The 24056-nt window shown below is 71.5% G+C and carries 17 protein-coding genes and 1 pseudogene; 6 read left to right on the forward strand and 12 right to left on the reverse strand.

From position 1 onward, the window contains the following. Positions 1 to 9: 9 nt before the first annotated feature. The gene (locus ACFQGL_RS13540; protein ID WP_377511634.1) at positions 10 to 972 is read left to right on the forward strand and encodes a hypothetical protein; all 963 of its coding nucleotides are present in this window, start codon (positions 10 to 12) and stop codon (positions 970 to 972) included. Positions 973 to 1032: 60 nt separating this feature from the next. Here the strand turns inward: ACFQGL_RS13540 and ACFQGL_RS13545 are convergent, their stop codons facing one another. Together ACFQGL_RS13545 and ACFQGL_RS13550 are read right to left on the reverse strand one after the other, a co-directional pair. Then, complete coding sequence (locus ACFQGL_RS13545) at positions 1033 to 3426, reverse strand: ricin-type beta-trefoil lectin domain protein (protein WP_377510905.1); 2394 nt, start codon at positions 3424 to 3426, stop codon at positions 1033 to 1035. Positions 3427 to 3682: 256 nt separating this feature from the next. Further along, entirely contained in the window at positions 3683 to 4546 is an 864-nt protein-coding gene (locus tag ACFQGL_RS13550; protein ID WP_377510907.1) for a copper resistance CopC family protein, read from the reverse strand. Between the two features lie 100 nt (positions 4547 to 4646). Here ACFQGL_RS13550 and ACFQGL_RS13555 point away from each other — a divergent pair, with 100 nt between their 5' ends. From ACFQGL_RS13555 to ACFQGL_RS13565, 3 genes are read left to right on the forward strand one after another with little or no spacing between them, the layout of a single operon-like run. Next, positions 4647 to 5120 carry a cupredoxin domain-containing protein gene (locus ACFQGL_RS13555; RefSeq protein ID WP_377510910.1) on the forward strand — a complete coding sequence of 158 codons (474 nt, stop codon included), beginning with the start codon at positions 4647 to 4649 and terminating at the stop codon, positions 5118 to 5120. A 2-nt stretch (positions 5121 to 5122) separates the two neighbouring features. Further along, positions 5123 to 6475 (forward strand): hypothetical protein, encoded by a 1353-nt coding sequence (locus ACFQGL_RS13560; protein WP_377510913.1) that lies wholly within the window; start codon positions 5123 to 5125, stop codon positions 6473 to 6475. Positions 6476 to 6520: 45 nt separating this feature from the next. Continuing rightward, positions 6521 to 7297: a nucleotidyltransferase domain-containing protein gene (locus tag ACFQGL_RS13565; protein WP_377510916.1), complete on the forward strand. Its 777-nt coding sequence runs from the start codon at positions 6521 to 6523 to the stop codon at positions 7295 to 7297. A gap of 52 nt (positions 7298 to 7349) precedes the next feature. Here ACFQGL_RS13565 and ACFQGL_RS13570 read toward each other — a convergent pair whose 3' ends face one another. The 6 genes from ACFQGL_RS13570 to ACFQGL_RS13595 form a co-directional block, all read right to left on the reverse strand. Then, entirely contained in the window at positions 7350 to 8126 is a 777-nt protein-coding gene (locus ACFQGL_RS13570) for a methyltransferase domain-containing protein (RefSeq protein ID WP_377510919.1), read from the reverse strand. A 94-nt stretch (positions 8127 to 8220) separates the two neighbouring features. Then, positions 8221 to 9981, reverse strand: coding sequence for a hypothetical protein (locus ACFQGL_RS13575; RefSeq protein ID WP_377510922.1), 1761 nt, complete (start codon positions 9979 to 9981; stop codon positions 8221 to 8223). A gap of 195 nt (positions 9982 to 10176) precedes the next feature. Next, positions 10177 to 11583, reverse strand: coding sequence for an ABC transporter substrate-binding protein (locus ACFQGL_RS13580; protein ID WP_377510925.1), 1407 nt, complete (start codon positions 11581 to 11583; stop codon positions 10177 to 10179). Between the two features lie 29 nt (positions 11584 to 11612). Then, complete coding sequence (locus tag ACFQGL_RS13585) at positions 11613 to 12458, reverse strand: carbohydrate ABC transporter permease (protein WP_377510928.1); 846 nt, start codon at positions 12456 to 12458, stop codon at positions 11613 to 11615. After that, positions 12455 to 13414, reverse strand: a complete 960-nt coding sequence (locus ACFQGL_RS13590; RefSeq protein ID WP_377510931.1) for a carbohydrate ABC transporter permease — start codon at positions 13412 to 13414, stop codon at positions 12455 to 12457. The genes ACFQGL_RS13585 and ACFQGL_RS13590 overlap by 4 nt, the downstream gene beginning before the upstream one ends. Positions 13415 to 13624: 210 nt before the next feature. Next, a complete protein-coding gene (locus tag ACFQGL_RS13595; protein WP_377510934.1) occupies positions 13625 to 15199 on the reverse strand; it encodes an FAD-dependent oxidoreductase in 1575 nt (524 codons plus the stop codon). A gap of 74 nt (positions 15200 to 15273) precedes the next feature. Here ACFQGL_RS13595 and ACFQGL_RS13600 point away from each other — a divergent pair, with 74 nt between their 5' ends. Continuing rightward, the gene (locus ACFQGL_RS13600) at positions 15274 to 15858 is read left to right on the forward strand and encodes a helix-turn-helix domain-containing protein (RefSeq protein ID WP_377510937.1); all 585 of its coding nucleotides are present in this window, start codon (positions 15274 to 15276) and stop codon (positions 15856 to 15858) included. A gap of 112 nt (positions 15859 to 15970) precedes the next feature. Further along, a complete protein-coding gene (locus ACFQGL_RS13605; protein WP_377510940.1) occupies positions 15971 to 16420 on the forward strand; it encodes an iron chaperone in 450 nt (149 codons plus the stop codon). A 71-nt stretch (positions 16421 to 16491) separates the two neighbouring features. On the opposite strand, the gene ACFQGL_RS13610 is transcribed toward ACFQGL_RS13605, so the two are convergent. The 4 genes and pseudogenes from ACFQGL_RS13610 to ACFQGL_RS13625 all read right to left on the reverse strand — a co-directional run bounded on the left by ACFQGL_RS13610 (position 16492) and on the right by ACFQGL_RS13625 (position 24009). After that, on the reverse strand, positions 16492 to 19920 hold the full coding sequence (locus ACFQGL_RS13610) for a DUF7507 domain-containing protein (protein WP_465263528.1): 3429 nt from the start codon (positions 19918 to 19920) through the stop codon (positions 16492 to 16494). Positions 19921 to 19923: 3 nt separating this feature from the next. After that, a pseudogene (locus ACFQGL_RS13615) lies at positions 19924 to 21195 on the reverse strand (choice-of-anchor A family protein); the annotation flags it as partial. A gap of 229 nt (positions 21196 to 21424) precedes the next feature. Continuing rightward, entirely contained in the window at positions 21425 to 23176 is a 1752-nt protein-coding gene (locus ACFQGL_RS13620) for a sulfatase-like hydrolase/transferase (protein ID WP_377510943.1), read from the reverse strand. Beyond that, complete coding sequence (locus ACFQGL_RS13625; RefSeq protein ID WP_377510946.1) at positions 23176 to 24009, reverse strand: CDP-alcohol phosphatidyltransferase family protein; 834 nt, start codon at positions 24007 to 24009, stop codon at positions 23176 to 23178. The genes ACFQGL_RS13620 and ACFQGL_RS13625 overlap by 1 nt, the downstream gene beginning before the upstream one ends. Positions 24010 to 24056: the final 47 nt, after the last annotated feature.

Raw genomic sequence — 24056 nt, forward strand, 5'->3', positions numbered from 1 at the left:
TTGAGGTTCATGGTGTCCCCGCGCGCCCTGCTGACTGCCGCGGCGGCGACCGTCGTCGCGCTGACCACCGCTGCCCCCGCCCCCGCCGCCGCGTCCCCGCGCACCTACCGGGTCGTCGACCTGGGCGCCCTGAGTGGCGGGGACGGCGCCGCGACGGCGATGAACGACCGTGGCGACATCGTCGGTTGGAGCACTGTCGCCGACGGTTCCCGCCACGCCGTGCTCTGGCGTCGCGGCGTCATCACCGACCTCGGGGTGTTGCCCGGCGACACGAATTCCGCCGCCGTGGACGTCAACGAGTTCGGGGACGTGGCGATCACCTCGTACGGCGCGGACTACCTGACCCGCGCGGTGCTCTGGCGCGACGGTCGGCTCATCGACCTGGGCACCCTGGGCGGCGAGAACAGCGTGGCGATCGGCGTCAACGACCGGCGACAGGTGCTCGGCACCAGCGAACCGGGCGGCGACATGCCGCACCGGTTCCTGTGGCGCAACGGCGTCTTCACCGACCTGGGCCGGGAGTACTTCTACGAGTTCACCAGCGACCTCAACAATCGGGGTGACGTGGTGGGCGGGTTCAACGTCCCGCCGCAGGACTACCCCTGCACCTGCGTCGGCGGCCTGCTGCACGACGGGGCGCTCACCCAGATCGGCAGCGAGGCCGTCGGGATCAACAACCGGGGCCAGGTGGTGGGCGCGGCGAACGGGCGGGCGTTCCGCTGGCGCAACGGGACGCTGACCGACCTGGGTACCCTCGGCGGCGACTGGAGCCGGGCCACCGCGATCAACGATCGGGGCGTGGTGGTGGGGTACAGCAGCACCGTCGACCAGTGGCACCCGTTCCTCTGGCGCAATGGGGTGATGACCGACCTGACCACCCGGGGCCTGCTGGTGACCGACTGGATCGAGGACATCAACGTTCGAAACCACCTGGTTGGCGCGCGGGGGAACCGGCCGGTGCTGTTCCGCTGAGCGGGCGCCGAGCGGAGCGCGGTCCGACCGGTCGTCGGTCAGACCGCGCCCCACCGGGTGCTAACCGGCGCTGACCACCCACTTCTGATAGGCGGCACCGGAGTACGTGCCGAGCTGGATCTGGGTGCCGTCGGCGGTGGCGCCACCGGCGGCCTCCAGCACCTTGCCCGACTGCGGGTTGCGGATCGACCCGTCAGCCTGTGGCTGCCAGACCTGCGCGCCGGTGCCGTTGCAGGTCCAGAGCTGGACCTTGGTGCCGTTGGCCGTGCCGCCGTTGTCCACGTCGAGGCACTTGCCGAGGGCCCGGTAGGTCTCGCCGACCCGGCTCCACGTCTGCGCGCCGGTGCCGTTGCAGGTCCAGAGCTGGATCTTCGTGCCGTCCGCGGTGCCGGCGTTGTCGATGTCCAGGCACTTGCCGCCGACGCCGGTGATGCGCCCGCCGGTCGGCGGCGGGGTGCTGCCCGGTATGGCGTTGAGCGTGTACCACGCCTCGGTGCTCCACAGCGACTGGCCGCTGGTCGAGGTGAACGGGCGCGGCGAGCGCAGGTAGACCACCCGGCCGGCCTTGAGGCCGCTGATGGCCAGGGTGACCTTCTTACCGTCGGCGGAGAGGGTCGCCGAGGTGACGGTCAACGTCTCCTCGTCGATCTTCGGGCCGCCGTAGCTGGACGTCGGCTGGTACCGCCACTGCTTGACCTTGTAGTGCGCGGCCAGGTTGGCGGCGGTCTCCGCCGAGACCGGCTGGGTGTACTCCACCTCGAAGCCTGCGGCGGTGGCCCGCATGGCCAGCATCTCGAAGGTGGTGGCGCTGTTCGGGGTGAGCTTCTGCAGCCCGTACGTCAGCTTGCCGGCCTGACCCCAGTTGCCGCCCGCGCCGAGCCCACCGACGTAGATCGCGCCGTCCGGGCCGATGTTGACCTCCGAGACGCCCGCCTCCAGGCCCTGGGTGAGCCGGAACAGGGCGCCCTGGTACTCGCCGTTGACCTTCTCCACCGAGGCCCTCTGCAGGCCGCCGTAGGTCACGTCGCCGATGACGAACTGGCCGGCGTACCGGCCGCTGGTCAGGTACAGCGGCGTGCTGGGCGAGTTGGCGATCTCGTTCTGCGGCATCCACAGCACCGGTGCGGTGACCGGGCTGTTGTCGAACGGGCCCGCCGGGGTCGTGTAGTGGTTGAAGAACCGGCCCTGCTTGATGTGCACCAGCTTCGACGCGGGCAGCCAGCCGCCCTGGTTGTCGGTGACGAAGATGCCACCCTCCGGACCCCAGCCGATGCCGTGCGGGGTACGTAGCCCACCGGCGATGTAGCTGATCGCGCCGGTGTCCTTGTTGACCCGGATGGCGGTACCCCGGTTGACGGCGGGCTGCGGGACCGTGGTCGCGCCGCCGTAGTCGATCGACACCGACAGGTTCACGTAGAAGGACCCGCTCTGGTAGAGCAGACCGAACGCGAACTCGTGGAACTTGCCGCCGTACGGCCAGGTGGCGACGGTGTCGAAGCGGTCGGCCACCTCGTCGCCGTTGGTGTCCACCAGCCGGGTCAGCCGCTGCTTCTCCGACACGTAGACCACCCCGTCGACGACCTTGAGGCCCATCGGCTCCTTGAGGCCACCGGCGATCTTCTTGGTGGTCACGTTGCCCGGCCCGGTCGCGCCGCCGGTGTTGCCCATGATGTACACCTCACCGTCCACGGAGGTGCCGGACTGGTCGCTGCCGCCCCAGGTGGAGATCACCAGCCGGCCGTCGGGCAACCAGTCCATCCCGGTGACCTTCGGTTGGAAGCCGTTGGGCCGCAGGTTGGTCAGCGTGTAGCCGGGGTGTACGCCGGTGAGCGGCAGGCCGTCGCCGGGGGAGTCGGCGACCCCCTCGCACTCCTTGCGTCCCGGAGCGGTCACCCGGACCACCCCGGCGTCGGTGCTCAGCGCCGAGTTGGGGACGACCACGAACGACGAGGTGCCGGGCGGCTTCCACTCCAGGGTGATCTGCTGGCCACCGGCACGCTCGAAGTGGTCGATCCGCAGCGGGTGCAGCCCGGCGGTGAGGGTGACGGTGCCCTCCTTGGGCGGGGTGGCGCCGTGCAGCCCGTCGTGGTTGATCACCACGGTGTTGTCGATCGTGAGCTTGGACCCGTCGTCGCTGCTCAGCCGGAACGCGTAGCTGCCGGCCTGGGTGGTGATGTTGCCGAGCACCTGCGAGACGAAGTTGTCCTCGAAGCCGAAGTCCGCCGCCGACGACCAGTTGATCGTGGGCATGAGCTTGTCCACGTTCGGGGTCTGTGCGGGCTTGAGCGTACAGATCTCGGAGAGCGGCACCTGCACGTCGTAGACGCGCAGCGTGACGCCCGGTTCCTGTGCCGGGGCGGCGCCGGCCGGGTCGGCCCAGAAGCCGGCGGCGAGGACGAGTGCCAGCGCACCCAGGACAGGACTGCGGAATCGGCGTGGCAGCCGTGTGCCCATCGTTCCTCCATCGAGGGTAGGAGTGTCCGACGGCCGGCGTGGCGCAGTGGTGGGGTGGTGGCCGTCGGGCCCGGCTCCGTAACGCCCTCGACGCCGACGAGTGACGATTCGGAAACACCGGGTTGATGGGTCGAGACATTAAGGGGTTTCGATCAGGGTGTCCATGCCTTTGCATCGATACATCAAAAGTTCCCGATGTTCGTGCGAAAGTTCGCGGCGTACGCGAGAAATGCCCCGGTGTAGGAGGTGCCGCGACCTACCGACGCCCCCCGCGCCGCGCCGGCCCACCGGCCCGGTTGCCGGGCTTGCCGGCCGAGGTGGCGGTCTTGCGCGCCGGGGTGGCGGGCCGACGGGCCGAGGTGGTGGTGCGGCGTGCGGGGGTGGCGGGGCGACGGCGGGAGGCCACCAGCACGACCGCGGCGACCACCACGACGAGCAGGGCGGGCAGCAGCCAGGCAGGGAACCCGCCGTCCTGCTGCTTCGGCGTGGCCCCGGCGGGCTGGTCGGTGGGGGCGCCGATCACGCCCGTCGCGCTGGGGCTGGTGCCGGCCTGGCCACTGCCCGGCGACGGCGTGCCGTCGATCAGCGCGAGCAGCGTGGGCGCCGGCCCGTCCGTGGGCACCGTCCAACCGGCCGGCGCCGCCGTGCTGGGGCCCTGGTAGTCGAAGGTGACGCTGCCCCGCACCGCCTCACCGTCGGAGGCGGCCGAGAGGTAGGTGGCCGTGTATTTTCCCTTCGCCGGCCAGTGCGCGACGGACACCATGGCCGGAAAGCCGGTGTGGTAAAGCCGGGGCTCGAACACGCCGTTGACCATGAAGTATTCCTGGACCGGCTTGTCCAACCGCTTCGGTTCGCCGTACGACCAGCCGTTGTCCACCCTGGACCCGTTCGGCGCGGTGACCGTGAAGTGCGCGTTGGAGGCCGGCTTCTCGGTGAAGTACAACCCCACCTGCGTCAGCGCATCGCGCACCACCGTCCCGGTGAGCGGGGTGGAGGTCGCCAACTGGCCGTGCGCCGACGCCGGAGCGGCGGGCAGCAGCAGCGAGACCGCCAGCGCCGCGGCGAGCGCCGCCACGGTACGGCTCAGGACGTGACGCGCAGTGACCAGCCTCGATCGCATTCGTTCATGATGGTCATTTCCCCGCCGCGGAACAAGACGTAGAGTTCACCTCCCCGACGATCATCGCCGCCCCGTCCCCTCGCGTCGTTCGGAGTCCGCCGTGCCCCTTCGTGCCATCGGTCCCCGCGTACCCGCCGTCGTCGCCGTCGGCGTCCTCACCGCCCTGCTCGCCGCCGGGTGCGGTGCGGATGCCGAGCCGTCCACGGACACCCCCTCGACACCCCCGACCAGCACTGCGCCGCCGACCGTCGCGACCACGCCGACGCCGTCGGCCAGCCCCACGCCGAGCGCCGCGGCCAGCACGCCGGCGGTGGACCGGCAGATCACCGTGACGATCGCGAAGCGCCGGGTCGACCCGCCGACCGGGCGGGTCACCGTGGGTAAGGGTCAGCTGGTCCGGATCACGGTCACCTCGGACGTCGCCGACGAGCTGCACGTGCACGGCTACGACCTGGGCGCGCGGCTGCCGGCCGGCAAGGCCGCGTCGGTGGAGTTCCGCGCCGACAAGACCGGGCTGTTCGAGGTGGAGACGCACGAGACCGAGCTGGTGCTGTTCCAGCTCGTCGTCCGCTGACCATGGTGACCGGCGCTCCCGAGGTGCTGGCGCACGGCGTCGGTGGCCGGCAGGATCTCCCGATCACGCTGCCGCAGCTCGTCGTCGCCGCGGCTCTGACCCTGGTCGTCACGTTCCTCGCGCTGGGCCTGCTGTGGCGCGAGCCGCGGCTGGACCGGGACGCCACCGGTGGTCGACCGGTACCGCAGCGTCTGGCCCGGATCCTCGACGCGCCGTCGTTCCGGTGGGTGCTGCGCGGGCTCGGTCTGCTCGCCGCCGGCTGGTTCTGCCTGGGTTTGCTGGCCGGACCGGACACTCCGGACAACCCGACGGCCGGCGCGCTCTACGTGCTGCTGTGGGTCGGGTTGGTGCCGGTGTCGCTGCTGCTCGGACCGGTTTGGCGGGCGGTCAATCCGCTGCGTACCGTGCACCTGCTCGCCGCACTGGCGGCCCGGCGGGACCCGGCGCGCGGTGCCCGCGAACTGCCCGCCGGCCTGGGGCTCTGGCCGGCCGCCGCCACCCTGTTCGCGTTCGTCTGGCTCGAACTGGTCGCGCCCGACCGGGCCACCCTGCCGGTCATCACCGCCTGGCTGGCCGGGTACGTGGTGGTCATGCTGGCCGGGGCCGCGCTGTTCGGCGCAGGCTGGTTCGACCGGGCCGACCCGTTCGAGGTGTACAGCGAGCTGATCGGCCGACTCGCCCCGATCGGCAGGGCCGCGGACGGCGTGCTCGTATGGCGTAACCCGCTCGACGGGATCGCCGGGCTACGGCCCCAGCCCGGGCTGGTCGCCGTGGTGGTCGTGCTGCTCGGCTCGACCATGTTCGACAGCCTCTCCAACGCCCCGGCCTGGCTGCGCTTCGCGCAGGAGAACGGGCTGCCCCCGGCGGTCACCGGAAGCGGCGGGCTGATCCTGGTCATCGCCGCCGTCGCGGTCGCGTACCTCGTCGCCACCGGGGCAGCCGCCCGGATCGGGCGTGCGAGCGCGACCGAGGACGCCTCGGCCCGCCGACTGCCCGGCGAGCTCGCCCACTCGATCGTGCCGATCGCGGCGGGCTACCTGGTGGCGCACTACTACTCGCTGCTGATCCTGGAGGGTCAGCGCACCGTCGCGCTGCTCTCCGACCCTCTGGACACCGGCGCCAACTGGCTCGGCACCGCCGACTGGCAGACGCACACCGCCCTGGTCACCCCGTCCGGGGTGGCCAGCCTCCAGATCACCGTCATCATCCTCGGGCACCTGCTCGGAACGCTGCTCGCTCACGACCGCGCCCTGTACCTGTTCCCCCGAGCCCGAGCGGTGGCCGGCCAGCTCCCACTGCTGGCGCTGATGGTCGCCTACACCGTCGCCGGTCTGCTGCTGCTCTACGCCGGCTGACGCACCCGGATCCGGGGCGGTACGCGCCACTTGTCAGGATGGGGCGTGGACTCCGATCTTCGCCGCTACCTCGACGAGTTGGTCGCGACCGCCCGCGACGTGCTGGGTGACGACCTGGTGGGCGCGTACGCCGCCGGCTCGGTGGGGCTCGGCGCGTACCAGCCCGGCCGCAGCGACGTGGACGTGGCGCTGGTCTGCGCCGGGCCGCTGACCGAGACCGCCAAGCGCACACTGGTGGCGCGGCTGCGGCACGAGGCGCTGCCCTGCCCCGCGCGTGGACTGGAGCTGGTCGCCTACCAGCGGTCGGTGGCCGCCGCCGGTAACCCGGCGCCGGGCTTCGAGGTCGAGCTGAACACCGGGGCCGAGATGCCGTTCCGGTGCACCCTCGACCCGGCGGACCGCCCGCCGACCGACGGCCGATTCTGGTACGGACTGGACCGCAGCATCCTGCACCAGAGTGGACTGCCACTGCTCGGACCTCCGGCGGGGGAGGCCTTCGCCGACCTGTCGCCGGCCGACCTGCGCCACCTGCTGATCGAGGCGCTGTCCTGGTGGCTTGCCCTGCCGACGCCTCCGGACGACCGGCCCGCGCCCGGTGCCCAGGATGCGGTGCTCGGCGCCTGCCGATCCCTGGTGCGACACCGTGACGGCGTCTGGCTGGCCAAGATCGCGGCCGGTCGACGGCTCCTCGACACCGGCGAACAGGCCGAGGTGATCCGCCAGTCGATCGCCGCACGGCACGGCGGGCCGCCACCCACCGGCGCGCAGGCCCGCGCCTTCCAACACCGGGTCCGTGCCGAGATCGCCGACCAGCCCGAATAGCGGCCGGCAGCTGTCCGGACTGGTCGGCTGGCCGGAACCGCTGCGAAGGCCGTTACGGGCGGGCAGCGGTGACCAGGTAGAACGTAAAACCCGCCAGCATGGGGCCGGCCATCAGACGCTGAAGCCACGGCTGAGCGTCCGCCTCCGTCAACTCCCCGGCCGCCACCGCGCGAGCGGAGTTGCGCCGTAGGCCCAGAATCTGGTCGGCCGTGTCGAAATCCCGAAAGACCACGGCGACGGCCTCGACCGAGCGCACCCGCAGGCCGGCCTGAGCCGACAGCCGGACCAGCTCCCGGCCGATCGTCGGATTGCGCACCCGCCCCGCGACGAACCGGGCGAAGCGGCGACTCGTCCGCACGTCCTCGTCGGCGACCGCCAGAGTGTCCCAGTCCGGCTCGGCCATCGCGAACACGCCATCGGGGCGCAGCACCCGACGAACCTCGGCCAGCACCGTCGCGGGATCCTCGACGTGCATCAGCACGCGATCCACCCTGGCCCGATCCACGCTGGCGTCGGCCAGCGGGAGTGCGTGCGCATCGCCTTCGCGCAGCTCGACGGTCGGTCTGTCGGCCAGCCGCCGACCGGCCTCGGCCAGCATCCGCGACTCGCGGTCGACTCCGACGACCAGGCCGCCGGGCTGAGCGGCGTCGGCCAGTCGCCCGAGATCGGTTCCCGGGCCGCAGCCGATGTCCACCACGGCATGACCGGGCCGCACGTCGAGGGCGTCGACAAACCGCTGCTTGTACGCGATGCCGACCGCGGTGGCAGCGGCCGTGTCCAGGTAGGCGATTTGGTCCGGAGCGGCGGTCGCCGCCGTGAGCTGGCTCATCCACCCACCCAAACACAGCGTCGCGGGCGTACCGCGAAGACGTTGTGCAGATTCGGTGCAGATCCGCCCCGGACCCGTTTCGATCGTCGTGGCGTCAGCCCCGGGCGGCACCGTTCTCGCTGACCGGCTGTCCAAAGGGCAGGAACGGTACGGGAGCCGGGTCGCCGACGTGCCGCCGGAGGACGGGGTCGCCGACGCCGCCGTGCCGCCCGAGGTCGGTGTCGGTGTCGGTGTCGGTGTCGGGCCGCTCCGGGACGACGGCACGGTCGGCGGACACGGCCGGGTCGTCCGCGAGGGCCGGTCCGCCGTCCCGCTCGTGGCCGGGCTGGTCGTGGCCGGGCAGCGTGTGGCCGGGCTGGTCGTGGCCGCTCTGTTCGTGGCCGGGCAGCGTGTGGCCGGACTGCGTGTGGCCGGACTGGTCGTGGCCGGACTGCGTGTGGCCGGACTGGTCGTGGCCGCTCTGCTCGTGGCCGCTCTGCTCGTGGCCGGGCTGGTCATCGCCGGACGGGCCGGCGCTGGGTCGGTCGGTGTCGGCGCGCTCGACGCTGATCCGGTCGACGCCCGTCCGGTCCACGGACCGGGCACCCACCATCGGGTACTCGGCGGTCTCCGAACCGCCGGCCGCTGCGGCCATGACCGCGGCGGCGGCCAGGTCGGCCACCCGCTTCGCCTCCCGCTGCACCCGGGCCCGGACCTCCTTGGCGTGCCGCTCGGCGGAATCGCCGGCTCGCCGGGCCTCCTCCAACCGAGTGCTCTCGGCGGTGAGGTCGCGGCGGACCTCGTTCAGCCGCTGCTGCACGCGGGTCAGCTCGTTCTCCAGGGTCTCGCCCTCCTGGCGGATCTCGGCGAGCTGCTGGCTGGCGGTCTCCAACTCGGCGTGCAGCTGGGCAGACTCCTGCCGGCGCTCCTCGATCTCCTGCTGCAGGGCGGTGAGCTGCTCCTGGTGGGCGGCGGCCTGCTCGTCGGACCGGTTACGCAGCTCGGTGACGTGCTGCTGCGCCTCGGCCAGCAGCGCGGCGATCTGCTGCTCGGTCGCGCTGCGTTGCTCGGCCAGCTCCCGCTCCGCGGCCGCCTGCTGCTCGGCGACCTCCTGCTCGGCGACGGTCCGACGCTCGTTGATCTCGCGTTCCACCCCGGCCTGCCACTGGGCCATCTCCTGCTGGTTCTTGGACCGGGCGGCCTGAAGCTCCTGCTGGATCTGGGTGCGGGCCGACTTCATCAGCGCGTCGGCGGCGACCCGGGTCTGGTTGAGCTGCTGCGCACTCTGCTCGGTGATCCGCTTAGCCTCGTGCTGCGCGCGATCGTGCGCGGCCTCACCGTCGGCGCGCAGCTGCTCGGCGTGCTCGCGGATGGCGGTGAGCTCGGCCTCGGCCATGCTGCGCCGCTCCTCGTGCGCCTGCTCCTGCTCGGCGCGCCGGGAGGCCAGCTCCTCGGCCAGGTCCTGGCGGGCCTGCGCAGCCCGCTCCCGGGTGTCGGCGAGGATCCGTTCCGTCTCGGTCCGCAGCTCGTTCGCCCGGTCGGTGGCCGAATCGGTGATCAGTGCGGCCTGCTTCTCGGCCAGGGCCATGATCTCGCCGACCATCGGGCCCAGATCGTGGAACGACGCGCGGTCCACCTGCGCCGGCTGCTCGTGCAGCTCGGCCAACTCGGCGCGCAGCCGTTGCACCTCGGCGGTCAGCTCACGGACCCGGACGGCGGAGCGTCCGTGCTCGCCGCTCAGCATGGCGAGCTGACCGTCGAGCTCCTCCAGGTGCCGGTCGACCTGGCGTTTGTCGTAGCCGCGCAGCGTGAGCTCGAAGCTCGGCCGCGAGGCCGCATCGTCGCGTCCTGCGAGCGGCTCAGCGCCGATGGACATGCACCATCCTCCATACGATCGAGGCGCCAGGGTCGGCGGTCGACCGCCCCGCGGGCCGTGAGTGTGGCGCAACGCTACCGCCGAGCCCGCGCCGAGCGTAGGCCCTGGGGTGGGGAAGGAGTAAGGGGGGAGGGTCGGGAAAGCGACGCTGGCCGGTCGCGGGTGGGCGACCGGCCAGCGTGGTTGGGGCGTGGGTCAGCCCGCGACGGACTGGTTGTAGTCCTTGATGGGGGTGGTGAGGGCCTGCTCCTGCTGCTCCAACGCGGCGCGCGGGTCGGTGCCGCTGAGCACCGCCGCCTGCATGGCCTGCTCCGCGGCCTTGCGGGCCTGCGGCATCGCGCCGAGCAGGCAGCCCTGGGTGGCCTTGCTCAACGGGGTGTTCTGCAGCTGGGTGATGGCGGTCTGGAACTGCGGCCGCTGCGCCACCCACTGCTTGTCGACGTCGGTCTCCAGCGCGCCCTTGCTGATCGGGAAGTACCCGGTCGAGGTGTGCCAGGTGGCCTGGGTGTCCTTGTCGGACAGAGACTTCACGAACTCCCAGGCGGCGCGCTTGTGCGCGTCGTCCTTGCCCTTGCCGACGACCCAGAGCGATGCGCCGCCGATGATCGGGCCGCCCGCGTCGGTCGCGTTGATCTTCGGGTAGTTGCCGGTGGCGATGTCGAACTTGCCCTCGGCGCTCTTGAGGAAGCCGCCCAGCGAGCCGGTCGACTCCAGGGTCATCGCCACGGTGCCGGCGGTGAACGCGTTGTCGGCCGTCGTGGTGTTGCTGTCCAGCTTGGGCGCCAGGCCCTCGTCCACCATCTTCTTCCACCAGGCGAGCAGCTTGATGTGGTCGTCGGTGGCCAGCTTGACGGTGGTGCCCCGGCCGTCGCGGCCGTTGCCCTGGTCGCAGTACTCCTGGTTGCCCGAGGCGGTCCACTGCTCGAGGAACCAGCCGTAGAGCGCCGCGCCGAAGCCGTACTGGGTGACCCGGCCGTTGGCGTCCTTGACGGTGAGCTTGCGGGCGGCGGCGGTGATCTCGTCGAGCGTCTTCGGCGGGTTCGCCGGGTCGAGACCGGCCTTGGTGAACGCCGTCTTGTTCAGGTAGAGCAGCGGCATCGAGGTGTTGAACGGCATCGAGTAGAGCTTGTTGTCGACCGAGTAGTAGCCGGCGATGTTCGGCTGGATGTCGGAGGTGTTGGTCTTGTCGGCGTCCACGAAGGACTGCACCGGCACGATCGACTTCGAGTCGATCATGAAGCGGGTGCCGATGTCGTACACCTGCACCACGTCCGGCGCCTGCCCGCTGTTCAGCGCGGCCTTGTACGCCGACAGGGTGTCGTCGTAGGTGTTCTTGAACTGAAGGTTGACCTTGACGCGACCCTTGTTCTTCGCGTTGAACTGGTCGGTGAGCTGCTTGAGCGCCTCGCCGTTCTTGCCGCTCATCGCGTGCCAGAAGTCGATCGACACCTCACCCTTGCCGTCCAGCGCGCTCGCCGCCGGGGCGTCCGTGCTGCTGCTGGCGTTGCTGCTGTTCGACGTGGCCGAACCGCAGGCCGCGGCGGTGGCCGTGAGGGCGGCGAGCGAGAGCCCGACCGCCATCCGGCGCAGAGTGGTACGCACTGTTTCCTCCTACTACTGGGGTGAGGGAATTACTTGACCGCGCCGGCCGTGAAGCCCCGGACGAGCCAGCGCTGGCCGAAGATGACCAGCAGCAGCGTCGGCACCAACGTGATGGTGATGCCGGCCAGGAGCACGGCGGGGCTGCCGCCCTCGTTGTCCTTGAGGGCGAAGACCGCGGTCTGCAGGGTGTTCAGCGAGTTGTTGCTGGACGAGATGATCAAGGGCCAGAAGTACATGTTCCAGCCCTGTAGGAACGACCACACGGCGATGCCGATCAGAGCCGGCCGGCTGGCCGGCAGCAGGATGGTGACCAGGAACCGCAGGTGGCCGCAGCCGTCGATGACGGCGGCCTCGCGCAGCTCCCGGGGAAACTGGGCGAACGCCTGGCGCAGCATGAACACGCCGAAGCCGCTGGCCAGGAACGGCAGGATCAGGCTGAGTCGGTTGTCGTTGATGCCCATCGACCGGATGAACAGCGCGTTCGGCACCACGATCGACTCGTACGGCACCATGATCGTGGCCAGGAACAGCCAGAAGATCGGCCGGCGCAGCGGACTGCGCAGGAAGACCAGGGCGTACGCGGCCAGGCACGACGTGACCAGGTGCCCGAGCATCACGCTCAGCCCGACGAAGAGCGAGTTCATGAAGGCCGGGGCCAGTGGCACCACCGGCTGTCGCCAGGCCGCCCGGTAGTTCTCCAGCGTCCAACTGCCGCCGAAGAGCTGCGGCGGCTGGTGCAGCAGTGCGCTTGACGGCAGGAAGCCACCGAGCACGGTGAGCAGCACCGGGAAGAGCAGCACCACCGCGGCGATGCCCAGCCAGAGGTAGGTCAGGACGGTCGGTACCGGACCGGGTCGGTTCACGCTTCTGCTCACCGGTAGTGCACCCGCCTCTCCAGGACGCCGAACTGCACCACGGCGATCAGTACGCCGATCACCAACAGCACCAGACCCTGCGCGCTGGCCAGCCCGAAGTTGCTGTTGTTGTTGTGGAACGCGTTGTCGAAGATCGAATAGACCAGCGTGCGGGTGTGCCCGTTCGGCCCGCCGTCGGTCATGATCTGCACCTGGCCGAGCGCCTGGAGCGCGGCCAGCGTGGTGGTCACCACGGCGAAGAAGAGGCTCGGCGAGATCATCGGCAACACGATGCTGACGAACTGCCGGGGGCCGGTGGCGCCGTCCATCCGGGCCGCCTCCAACACCTCCTCGTCCACGCCGGCCAGGCCGGCGGCGAGGACGAGCAGGTTGAATCCGGAGACCATCCACACGGTGACGCCGACGACCGTGGCCATCGCCCAGCCCGGCTCGGTGGTCCAGTTCGGCGCGGGAACGCCGATCAGACCCAGCGCCCAGTTCACCGGCGAGATGCCGGGATTCAACATGATCAGCCAGACCACGCTGGCCGCCGAGACCGAGTAGGCGAACGGCAGGGCGAAGGCGGTCCGGAAGACCCGCATGCCGGGCAGGCGCTGGGTCATCGGCGCGGCGAGCGCGAGCGGCAGCAGCACGCCGGGCACCACCACCAGGACGGTGAAGACCAGCGTCTGCCAGAGCACCGTGCCGAATTCCGGCGTGAGCAGCTCGTGGAAGTGCGCCAACCCCACCGACCGGGTCGGGTTGCCCAGGATGTCGTTACCCCGGGTGGCCAGGAACACCGCCTGGAACAGCGGGAAGATCACGAAGACGCCGAGGCCGGCCAGGCCGGGAAGGACGAAGAGCAGGCCGAGTGCCGTTTCCCGGGTTCGCGCCGGGGCGGCGCCCCGGCGGCTTCGGCCGGGCGGCCGGTCGGTACGCGCGGCGGGGTTCGCCGCGAGCAGGGTCGGAGCTGTCACGCTGGGCAGCCTGCACAGCCCGCGCGTCCGGCCGGGGTGAATCAGGTGGCGGACGGCTGACGCGACAGTGACATTGCACTACGCAGCGTCACCTCGCGCCGCGGGCATCTGGCGATCGGGCGGTATACCTCAGAGGCATAAATATGACTCTGAGGTATACCGCTCGTTGCACCGACCGCTCCCGCCTCCGGCCGCCACGGCACCCCGTGCTCAGCGCCGACGGGCGAGCAGCACCGCGTCGTGCAGGGTGATTTCCTGGCCCTCCGGGTCGTGGCCCGTCCGGGGCCGCGCCTCGGCGGACAGCACCTCCCACCGGGCCGGGTCGAGGGAGTCAGCCACCTCCTCACCGGTGAACATCATGTCCGGTACGTGCAGCCGGTGCGCCGACGTCCACAGGTCGAACGGGTGGTGCCCGACGATCAGCAGGGTGCCGCCCGGTGCCACGGCGGCGGCCAGCCGGGTGAACAACTCCCGCCGCTGCTCCGGAGGCAGGTGCATGAACTGGGCGGACACCAGGTCGTACGCCTCCTGCGCCGGCGGCGTCTCGCGTAGGTCGGCGTGCGTCCACTCGATGAGGTCGCCGACGCCGGCGGCGTCGGCGTGCCCGGCGGCCCGGCCCAGCGCGGTGGTGGAGATGTCCACGGCGGTCACCCGCCACCCGCGCTCGGCCAACCACACCGCGTCGGCGCCCTCGCCGCTGCCCACGTCCAGCGCCCGCCCCGGCTTGAGGTCGGCGGCCTCGGTGACCAGCTGGGGGTTCGGCCGACCGCTCCATACCGTCGGCCGGGACCGGTAGCGCTCCTCCCAGGCCGGCGCCTCGAAGGCGGTGGCCAGCATCTGCCGGTACGCGGTCAGCGCGGCCTCGGTGTCCGCGGCGATCAGGTCGGCGTTGATCGCCGCGCCGGCATTGAGCCCGGCCGCGGCGGCGGAGATCACCTGGCTGCGCAGGTCGGCCGCGTTACCGGCCACCCAGACGCCCGGGACGCTCGTCGCCCCCGAGGGGTCGGCCGGGATCTGGGTGCCGATCACGTACTCGCCCATCGTCACCTCCTCCGGAGCCAGACCCAGCCCCACCAGCAGGCCGGCGCGGGGGACCATCCGGGTCGCGACCACCACCGCGTCCAGCGCCACCACCCGGCCCGAGGCGAGCCGGACGCCGGTCAACGCGTCGCCGCTGACCTCCAGTCCGGCCACCGGACCCGGCACCACGGCGATGCCCCGGGCGGCGAGCCGTTCGGCCGCCGCCTCGTCCGGAGCCGGGGCGTCGTGCAGCAGGAGCAGCACGTCCGAACTCCACTGCCGCCACATCTCCGCCTGGTGCAGGGCCAGCGGCCCGGTGGCCAGCACGCCGATCCGCCGGTCCCGAACCTCCCAGCCGTGGCAGTACGGGCAGTGCAGCACGTCGCGGCCCCACCGCTGCGCCACTCCGGGCACGTCGGGCAGCTCGTCGGTCAGCCCGGTGGTGACCAGCAGCCGCCGGGCCCGGAGGGTGCTCCCGTCGTCGAGGCTGAGCTTGAAGCCCTCGTCGTCCCGGCTCGCCGCGTCCACCCGGCCGGTCCGGAACTGCCCGCCGTAGCCGGCCACCTCGGTGCGGCCGGTCGCCAGCAGCTCGGCCGGCGGTGTGCCGTCGCGGGTCAGGTAGTTGTGCACGTGCCCGGCCGGGGCGTTGCGCGGCTCGCCTGAGTCGATCACCAGCACCGACCGCCGTGCCCGCGTCAGTGCCAGCGCCCCGCTCAGACCGGCGGCGCCGCCGCCAACCACCACCACGTCGTACGTCTCGTCCACTGGGTGTCACCCTCCGCTCGTCGCTGCGCCCACCATCCGCCGGGACCGAGCAGGCGGCAACTATCCTTGCCGTTATGGCAAACGACGACAGTGCGGCGCTCGCCGCGGTCGGCCCACGGCTGCGCACCCTGCGCCAGCAGCGCGGCACCACGCTGGCCCAGCTCGCCGAGCTGACCGGCATCTCGGTGAGCACCCTGTCCCGGCTGGAGTCCGGCGGCCGGCGGCCCACCCTGGAACTGCTGCTCCCGTTGGCCCGCGCCCACCGGGTGCCCCTGGACGAGCTGGTGGACGCCCCGACGACCGGCGACCCGCGGGTGCACCCCAAACCGATCGTGCACCACGGTGTGACGTTCCTGCCGCTGACCCGCCGGCCGGGCGGTTTGCAGGCGTTCAAGCAGATCCTTCCGCCGAACACACCCACCGGAGACCGGACGCAGCAGACCCACGAGGGCTATGAGTGGCTGTACGTGCTCTCCGGCCGACTGCGCCTGCTGCTGGGCGAGCGCGAGCTGACGCTGACGCCGGGCGAGGTGGTCGAGTTCGACACCCGCCTGCCGCACCTGATGGTCAATCCCGGACCGGGCACCGCCGAGATCCTCACCCTCTTCGGGCCGCAGGGTGAGCGGCTGCACGTCCGCGCCCGTCCCGCCGGCCGGTGATCGCAGGCGGCGATCGATCAGGATTCGAGAAGCGTCGCGAGTGCCGTCGGGCCTAGCCTTTTCCCAGGTGGCCGGCATGATGCCGGACCTTGAAACGAGAGGGAGCCCGAGAATGTCCGCGAAGACTTCCCCGCCGGTGTCCGACGGCTTCAGCACCGAGGAGCGCGCCGCGATGAAGGAGCGCGCCGCCGAGCTGCGCGCCGAGGGCAAGAAGGGTGCCAAGCAGGCCGACGGGCTGCAGGCGGTCCTCGACCGGATCGCGCAGATGGCGCCGGACGATCGTGCGCTCGCCGAGCGTGTGCACGTGACGGTGTCCGCCGCGGCCCCGGAGCTGTCGCCGAAGACCTGGTACGGGATGCCCGCCTACGCGAACGCCGAGGGGAAGATCGTCGTCTTCTTCCAGGACTCCGGCAAGTTCAACTACCGGTACTCGACCCTGGGCTTCCAGGACACGGCCAACCTGGACGACGGCGATCTGTGGCCGGTCGCGTACGCGCTGCAGAAGTGGAGCCCGGCGGTGGAGAAGAGGGTCGTCGAGCTGGTGCGGGCCGCGGTCTCCTGACCGTCGGCCCGCAGCGCGGGGCCGGGGGCGCGCCGGCTGTCAGCCGACGCGACCCCCGTGCCCCGTTCGCGCTAGGCGCGCGTCCTGCGTTGCCGGGCGACCAGCAGCAGTGCGGCGCCGAGCAGTACGGCCAGAGCGCCAGCACCCATCCAGGTCAGCGGGTACGACTCACCGGTCACCGGCAGCTTGCCCCGCACCGGGATGGTGATGGTCGACCCCGGTGACACCGGCGCGGGCCCGGAGGGCGGCGTGCCGGTCACGGTCGCGGTGTTGCGTACCGACCCGTGGTGGTAGTCGGCCTTGCTGACCGTGTACGTCGCGGTGCAGGTGACGGCGGCGCCCGCCGCCAGGGTGACGGAGCCGTTGGCGGTCTGGCCCGGGCCGCAGGTGATCGGCCCGAGGTTCGCCGAGGACGCTGGCGCGGTCAGGGTGTCGGTGATCGTCACGTCGGTCAGCGTCACCTGCCCGGTGTTGGTGACCACGAACTGGAACGGCACGTGCTGGCCCGGCCGGGTGATCTTGTCGGTGCTGCTGGACTTCACCACCGTGATCGCCGCACCCCGGGTGGCGGTCACCTCGGCGGTGGCCGGTCCGGAGCGCACCGGGCTCGGCGGTTGCTCGCCGGGGAAGGTCGGCGGCGTACCGGCGGCGACGGCCGTGTTGGTGATCCGACCGGCCTCGATGTCGGCCGCGGTCACCGTGTAGGTCGACGTGCAGGTGGTGTTCGCCCCGATCGCCAGCGTGACGCTGCCGTTGGCCACCGGCGGGGTGCCGCAGGTGATCGCACCGGGCGTACCGGTGCCGGAGAACTCCGTCTCGTCGACCGTCACCGCACTCAACGCGGTGGTGCCGGTGTTGCTCACGACGAACTCGTAGGTGATCACATCACCGGTCGCGGACACCGTGGTCGGCGTGACCGACTTGGTGATGGCGATCGCCGGGTGCGGGATCGGGATGTCCAGCGGCGACGGCGGGGAGACTGGCGGCGGACCGAACGGCGGTGTGCCGGTCGCCGAGGCGGCGTTGTTCAGCGAGGCGCCAGCGAAGTCCGCCTCGCTCACCGTATAGGTCGCCCGGCACTGGATGGATGCGCCCGGTGCCAGGGTCACCTGGCCGTTGGGAACGTTCTGCGGGCCGCACGTGATCGGGCCGAGCGAGTCAGGAATGGACGGCGGCAGCACGGTGTCGTTGACGGTCACCCCGGTCAGTGTGAGACCACCGTTATTGGCCACCAGGAAGGTGTACGGCACCTCCTGGCCCGGGGCAGTGATAACCACCGTCGTCGACGCCTTGACCACGTCGATGCTGGCGATGACTCCGACCTCCGGGATGGTCAGGGTCGACGGCGGGGAGTCCACCGGCGTGCCACCTCCGGGTGGGGTGCCGTGGGCGGTGGCGACGTCGGTGACCCCGTCGTTGTCCAGGTCAGCCTGGGTCACGGTGTACGTCGCCGTGCAGGCGGTCTGGGCGCCGGGCGCGAGGACGGTGGCGACACAGGTGATCGGCCCGAGGTTGGCGTTGGACGACGGCGGGGTCTGCACGTCGGTGACGTTGACGTTGGTCAGGGTGAGCCCACCGGTGTTGACCACGTGGAACCGGTACGGCACCTGCTGGCCAACCATATTGATCGCGACCGTCTCCGAGACCTTGACCACCGTGATCGCGGCGATCAGCCCCGCCTCGGGGATGACCAGCGTGGAGGGTGCCGAGTCGACCGGCGTGCCGCCTCCGGGTGGGGTGCCGTGGGCGGTGGCGACGTCGGTGACCCCGTCGTTGTCCAGGTCGGCCTGGGTCACGGTGTACGTCGCCGTACAGGTCGTGGACGCGCCCGGTGCCAGGGTCGTGACCGGGCAGGTGATCGGGCCGAGGTTCGCGTTCGACGACGGCGGGGTCTGCACGTCGGTGACATTGACGCCGTTCAACGTCACGTTGCCGGTGTTGACGACCAGGAACCGGTACGGCACCTGCTGGCCCACCGAGTTGATGATCGGCGTGGTGGACGTCTTCACCACCGAGATCGACGGCGTGAGGTCGGCCGCCGGGATGACCAGGGTCGACGGTGTCGAGTCGATCGGGGTGTCACTGTTCGGCGGGGTGCCGTGCGCGGTGGCGGTGTCGGTCACCTCGTCGTTGTCCAGGTCGGCCTGCGTCACGGTGTACGTGGCGGTGCAGGCGGTCGACTCACCCGGCGCGAGGGTGACCTGCGGGCAGGTGATCGGGCCGAGGTTCGCGTTCGACGACGGCGGCGCCTGGACGTCCGTCACGTTGACGTTGCTCAGCGTGGTGCCGCCGGTGTTGACGACCAGGAACTGGTAGGGCACCTGCTGGCCCACGGTGGCGATCGTCGGCGTGGTGGAGGACTTTACCACCGAGATGGCCGAGACGACCTCACCGGCCGGGATCGTCAACGTCGCCGGCGGCGACTGCACCGGCGGACGCCCGCCGGGCGGGGTGCCCTGCGCGGTCGCGCTGTCGTTGAGCGAGCCGAAGTCCAGGTCGGCCTGGGTGACCGTGTACGTGGCGGTGCAGGTGGTGTTGATGCCCGGAGCGAGGGTGGTCGTCGCGCAGGTGATCGGGCCGAGGTTGGCGTTCGACGACGGCGGGGTCTGCGTGTCGGTGACGGTCACGCCGGTGAGCGTGAACCCGCCGGTGTTCACCACGTGGAACACGTACGGCACCTGCTGCCCGACCGTGCTGATCGTGGCGGTGGTGGAGGTCTTCGTGATGTCGATCGAGGCGACCAGGCCGGTCTCCGGAATGGTCAGCGTCGAGGGCGGTGAGTCGATTGGTGCGCCGCCGCCGGGCGGGGTGCCGTGCGCGGTGCCGGTGTTGGTGACTCCGTCGTTGTCCAGGTCGGCCTGGGTCACCGTGTAGGTGGCCGTGCAGATGGTGGTCGCACCGGGTGCGAGGGTGGTGACCGGGCAGGTGATCGGGCCGAGGTTCGCGTTCGACGACGGCGGCGCCTGCACGTCGGTCACGTTGACACCGGTCAGGGTGAGGCCACCGTTGTTGACCACGTGGAAGCGGTACGGCACCTGCTGCCCGACGGTGGTGATCGACGCGGTGGTGGAGGTCTTGGTCACCGCGATCGAGGCGACCAGTCCCGCCTCGGGGATGGTCAGCGTCGAGGGCGGCGAGGTGACCGGGGTGCCGCCACCGGGCGGGGTGCCCTGGGCGGTGGCGGTATCGGTGACGCCGTCGTTGTCCAGATCGGCCTGCGTCACCGTGTAGGTCGCGGTGCAGGCGGTGGTGGCGCCGGGTGCGAGGGTGGTGACCGGGCAGGTGATCGGCCCGAGGTTCGCGTTCGACGACGGCGGCGTCTGCACGTCGGTGATGGCGATGTTGGTCAGGGTCAGGCCGCCGCTGTTGAGGACCAGGTAGCGGTAGGGCACCTGCTGCCCGACCGTGGTGATGGCCACGGTGGTGGACGACTTCACCACCGTGATGGCGGCGGTGGGTACCTCCGTCGGGATCGTGAGGGTGGCCGGCTCCGAGATCACCGGGCCACCGGTCGGTGGGCTGCCCTGGACGGTCGCGGAGTTGGTGACCTCGTCGTTGTCCAGGTCGGCCTGGGTGACGGTGTAGGTGGCCGTGCAGGTGGTGTTCGCGCCGGGTGCGAGGATCGTGACCGGGCAGGTGATCGGCCCGAGGTTCGCGTTCGACGAGGGCGGGGTCTGCGTGTCGGTGACCACGATGTTGGTCAGGGTCACGCCACCGGTGTTGACCACGAAGAACGAGTACGGCACCTGCTGGCCGACGCTGGTGATCACCGCGGTGGTCGACGACTTCATCAACGCGATGCTGGCCGGGGTCGCTCCCTCGCAGGCGAGTGTGGTGCTGAACGGGAAGTAGTGGATCTCGCCGCCCTGGTGGTCCAGCGTACGGGTGATGACGCTGCCCTCGGTGTTGCTGGACGACAGGTCGGTGAGGCTGGCGTTCGGCGCGTAGATGGTCCCCTCGACGGTGGCCGAGTTGGCGGTGAGGGTGATCGCGGTGGCCGTCGGGAAGTTGATCAGAACGTACTGGGCCTGCGTGCCGCCGATACCGGAGAAGTTCGGGACGTTCCAGGCGAAGGTGTTGCCGACGCCGCTGGTGTCCACGTTGACCAGCAGCGGCGTGCTGGCGGTGGGCTGGCTGGCGAAGGTCAGCGTCTGGATGTTGTTCAGGTCGCTCGCGCTCAGGTTCAGCACGTTGGTCACGCCCGGGGTCAGCGTCACCACGGCGTTGCTGCCCGCCGGGATCGGCCGGGGCAGCACGTCACCGTTGGGCGTACGCAGGACCACGGTGTTGTCGCAGGTGGCCAGGCCGGCGGTGGTGTCCCGGAAGGACGCGAACGCGGCGCCGAAGTTGATCGGCGAGGCGGGCCCGACGCTGTCGACCGGCTGCCGGGTGACCAACTCGACGCGGGGGTAGGCGTCGTAGTTGTTGTTCGGCAGGATCCGGGTGTTGACCTGGGCGCCGTTGTTGTCGGTGTTGCGGACGACGGTGCCGGTCAGGTTGCCGATCTTGGCGTACCCGTTGGAGAGCACCTGGAGGCGGCTGCCGGGGACGCTGCCGGCGAAGTTCACCCGTCCACCCACGACCAGGGCGGTTGGGTTCGCGTCACCCGGGACCACGAACGAGCCGGCGGTGTTGTTGGCGAGCTGATAGTTGCCGAAGCTGAGGTCACCGCCAACGGCCATCGTGCCCTCGTTCTCGTTGGTGACCACGTTGGCGTTGCCCTCGGTCATCACCCCGAAACTCTGCGCCGGGGCCACCGGGTTGATCGGCCCGATCGATCCGTCGACCGCGGCCAGGACCCGGTTCGTGGGCGGGGACGCGGCGGGCATCGGTGCCAGCAGACCGTTCACCGCCAGCACGCCGCCGACCGCCACCAGTGCGGCCGTCCGTGGCCGACGGTTGATCCACGAAAAAATTCTCATCACGCCCCCGTGTGTCAGATGTGCTCCGGGAGCGTAACGAGGCAATTGATGCTGTGTGGGGGGTTTGTCCGAATAGTCGGGGTCAGCGCGGTGCGGCGAGCGGTGGCGTCGACGGCCCGAAGGTGGTCAGGAACCGGTCCCGGAACGTGTCCATCGGCCACACCGGCGCCTGCGGGCCGGGCCGCAGGCCGTCCTGCCAACCCCAGCCCGCCACCCGGTTCAGCACCGCCGGGTCGCGGGCGACGATGGTGATCGGCACGTCCCGGCTGGCCCCCTCGCCGGTGACCACCGGCGCCGGCTGGTGGTCACCGAGGAAGACCACCACCAGGTCGTCGTCGCCGTAGGTCTGCACGTAGGAGATCAGGGTCTGCAGCGAGTAACCGATGGCCCGTCGGTAACCGGCCCGGATCCGGCCGGTGTCCCGGTCGTCGGCGTCGCCGCTGTCCGCATGGCCGGCCGCCGCGCCGTGATAGATCGAGCCGTCGCCGACCTGATCCCAGCCGATCATGTTCGGCACCGCGGTCCACGGCGAGTGGCTGGAGACCAGCGGGATCTCCGCCAGCAGCGGACGGCCCGCGCCCGCCCGGACCTGCCGCTGGAAGAACGACAACGTGTACTGGTCGGGCATCGGCGCGTAGCTGAACGAGGGCCCCCGGTAGTCGAGCGCCTCCGCGTCGTAGTAACGCTCGTAGTCGAAGAACCCCTTCTCCGGCCACGGTTGGGTGGCCGCCGGCAGCACCCCGACGGTCTGCCAGCCGGCCCGGCGGAACGCGCCGTTGAGAGTGAGCCGGTCACTGGCGAGCAGGGTGCGGTGCCGCTGCTCGTTGTCCGTCCACAGCCCGGACAGCAGCGTGTCGTGCGCCAACCAACTGCCACCGCCGAAGGTGGGCGAGGTGAGAAAGCCGCTGCGGGCGCCGTACCCGGCGGCGCGCAACTGCTGGGTTCCCGCGTCCAGAACGGCGTTGACCTGGGGTGCCAACTCCGGGTCCTGCACCGCGTCCCGGCCGTAGCTCTCCACGAACGCGATGATGACGTCCTTGCCTCGCAGCCCGGTCAGCAGTTGGTCGCCCGGGACGTCACGGAACGGGTCGGCGGCGACCTGGGCGGTGAACGCCTCCCGGTCGCGTAGCCGCTCGTCCACCTGCCCGGCGTGCGCGCCGACCAGCGCGGTGACACCCGCGTCGGCGACCGGCGCGCCCGGGGCGACGCGTACCCCGACGACGGCGCAGGCGACCCAGGCGACGGTCAGCGCCGCCACCGTCCGGGTCGCCGTCCGCTCGTGCCGGACCAGCAGCGACGCCAGCCGCCGCAGCGCCAGCGTCAGCACCAGCAGCAGCGCGCCGACCAGCAGCAGGACGCCGACGGCAGCGCCGATCGCGCCGGCCCGACCCGCCGAGTCGCGGACGAACCCGAACGCGTCGTCCAGCAGCAGCCAGTCCAGCACCAGATCGAACGGCCGGTCGAGCGCGGCGCGGAAGCCCAGGTCGGCGAGCTTCACGATGGCCAGCAGGCCGAGCAGCGGCCCGACCACCGCCACCACCACCCGCCGGGGTCGCGTCGGCAGGGCCAGCAGCAGCGCGGCGACGAGCAGCCCCTCCAGCGGTATGCGCAGGAAGGCCCGGGGCGTGAGCAGGCCGAGCCGGTCCGGGCCGACCAGGACGGCGAACACCAGCAGCACGGCCAGCACGCTGCCCACCCACCCCGCGACCCGCCGCGCCGGGCCGCGCCCTGCCGCGGCCGACACGCCGGGAGTACGCGCCGACGACTCGTCCGCCACCGGACGGCGCGGGCGGAGCCTGCCGCCGATCCGGTGCGCCCAAGCGGGAAGGGTCATCACAGCCTCCAGTCGGAGTGGACGGTACCGCTTGAGCGGGCCGCCATCGCCGGAGCGTGCACCGGTAGTACCGGTACCAGCGGTGGCACGTTGACCGGGCGGATCGGCACGGCGGCCGGGCGGGCCGGCACGGCGACCGGGCGGGCCGGCACGGCGACCGGGCGCGGTGCACGGTGCCCCGGGCGGCGGCGCCACAGCCAGGCCACGTCCCGACCGAACGACTCGACCAGCAGTGCCAGTGCCGCCACCAGCACCAACATGGTCCACGGTCCCGGCAGCACCTGCGCCGCGGCCACCGTCAGCAGCACCCCTTGCGCGGCGGCCACCACCTTGCGCCAGTAGCGCGGCGGCAACGACCCGCTCAGCCAGGGCAGCACCACGCTCGCCGCGACGAACGCGTACCGCATCGCGCCGATGGCCAGCACCCACCCACCGGTCGCCGGCGCGACGTAGACGCTGAGCACCAGGATGAGGAACGCGTCGACCTCCATGTCGAAGCGGGCGCCCAATTCGCTGGCCGTGCCGGTACGCCGTGCCACCCGGCCGTCCACCGCGTCCAGCAGCAGCGCGACCGCGCTCACCGCGACCAGCAACCCCACCGGCGCGGGCCGGGCGAACGAGTCCACCACCAGCGCGGTGACCGCACCGACCAGGACGGCCCGGGTCAGTGTCACCCGGTCCGCCGGACCGAGCCGCACCGAGCCGGCTCGGTGCAGGCCTCGGCTCAACGCGAGGCAGGTGACCACCGCGTAGCCGGCACCGGCCAGCCAACCAGCGCTGCCCAGCCCCACCGTTGCCGCCAGCGCCGCCAGCACGACCAGTTGCGCGCCCATCCCGATCATCGGACCACTTCGAACCGTGGGCACCGTACCTCCGTGTC

This window comes from Micromonospora vulcania (genome assembly GCF_042658605.1).
GTDB classification, from domain to species: Bacteria; Actinomycetota; Actinomycetes; order Mycobacteriales; family Micromonosporaceae; genus Micromonospora; species Micromonospora vulcania.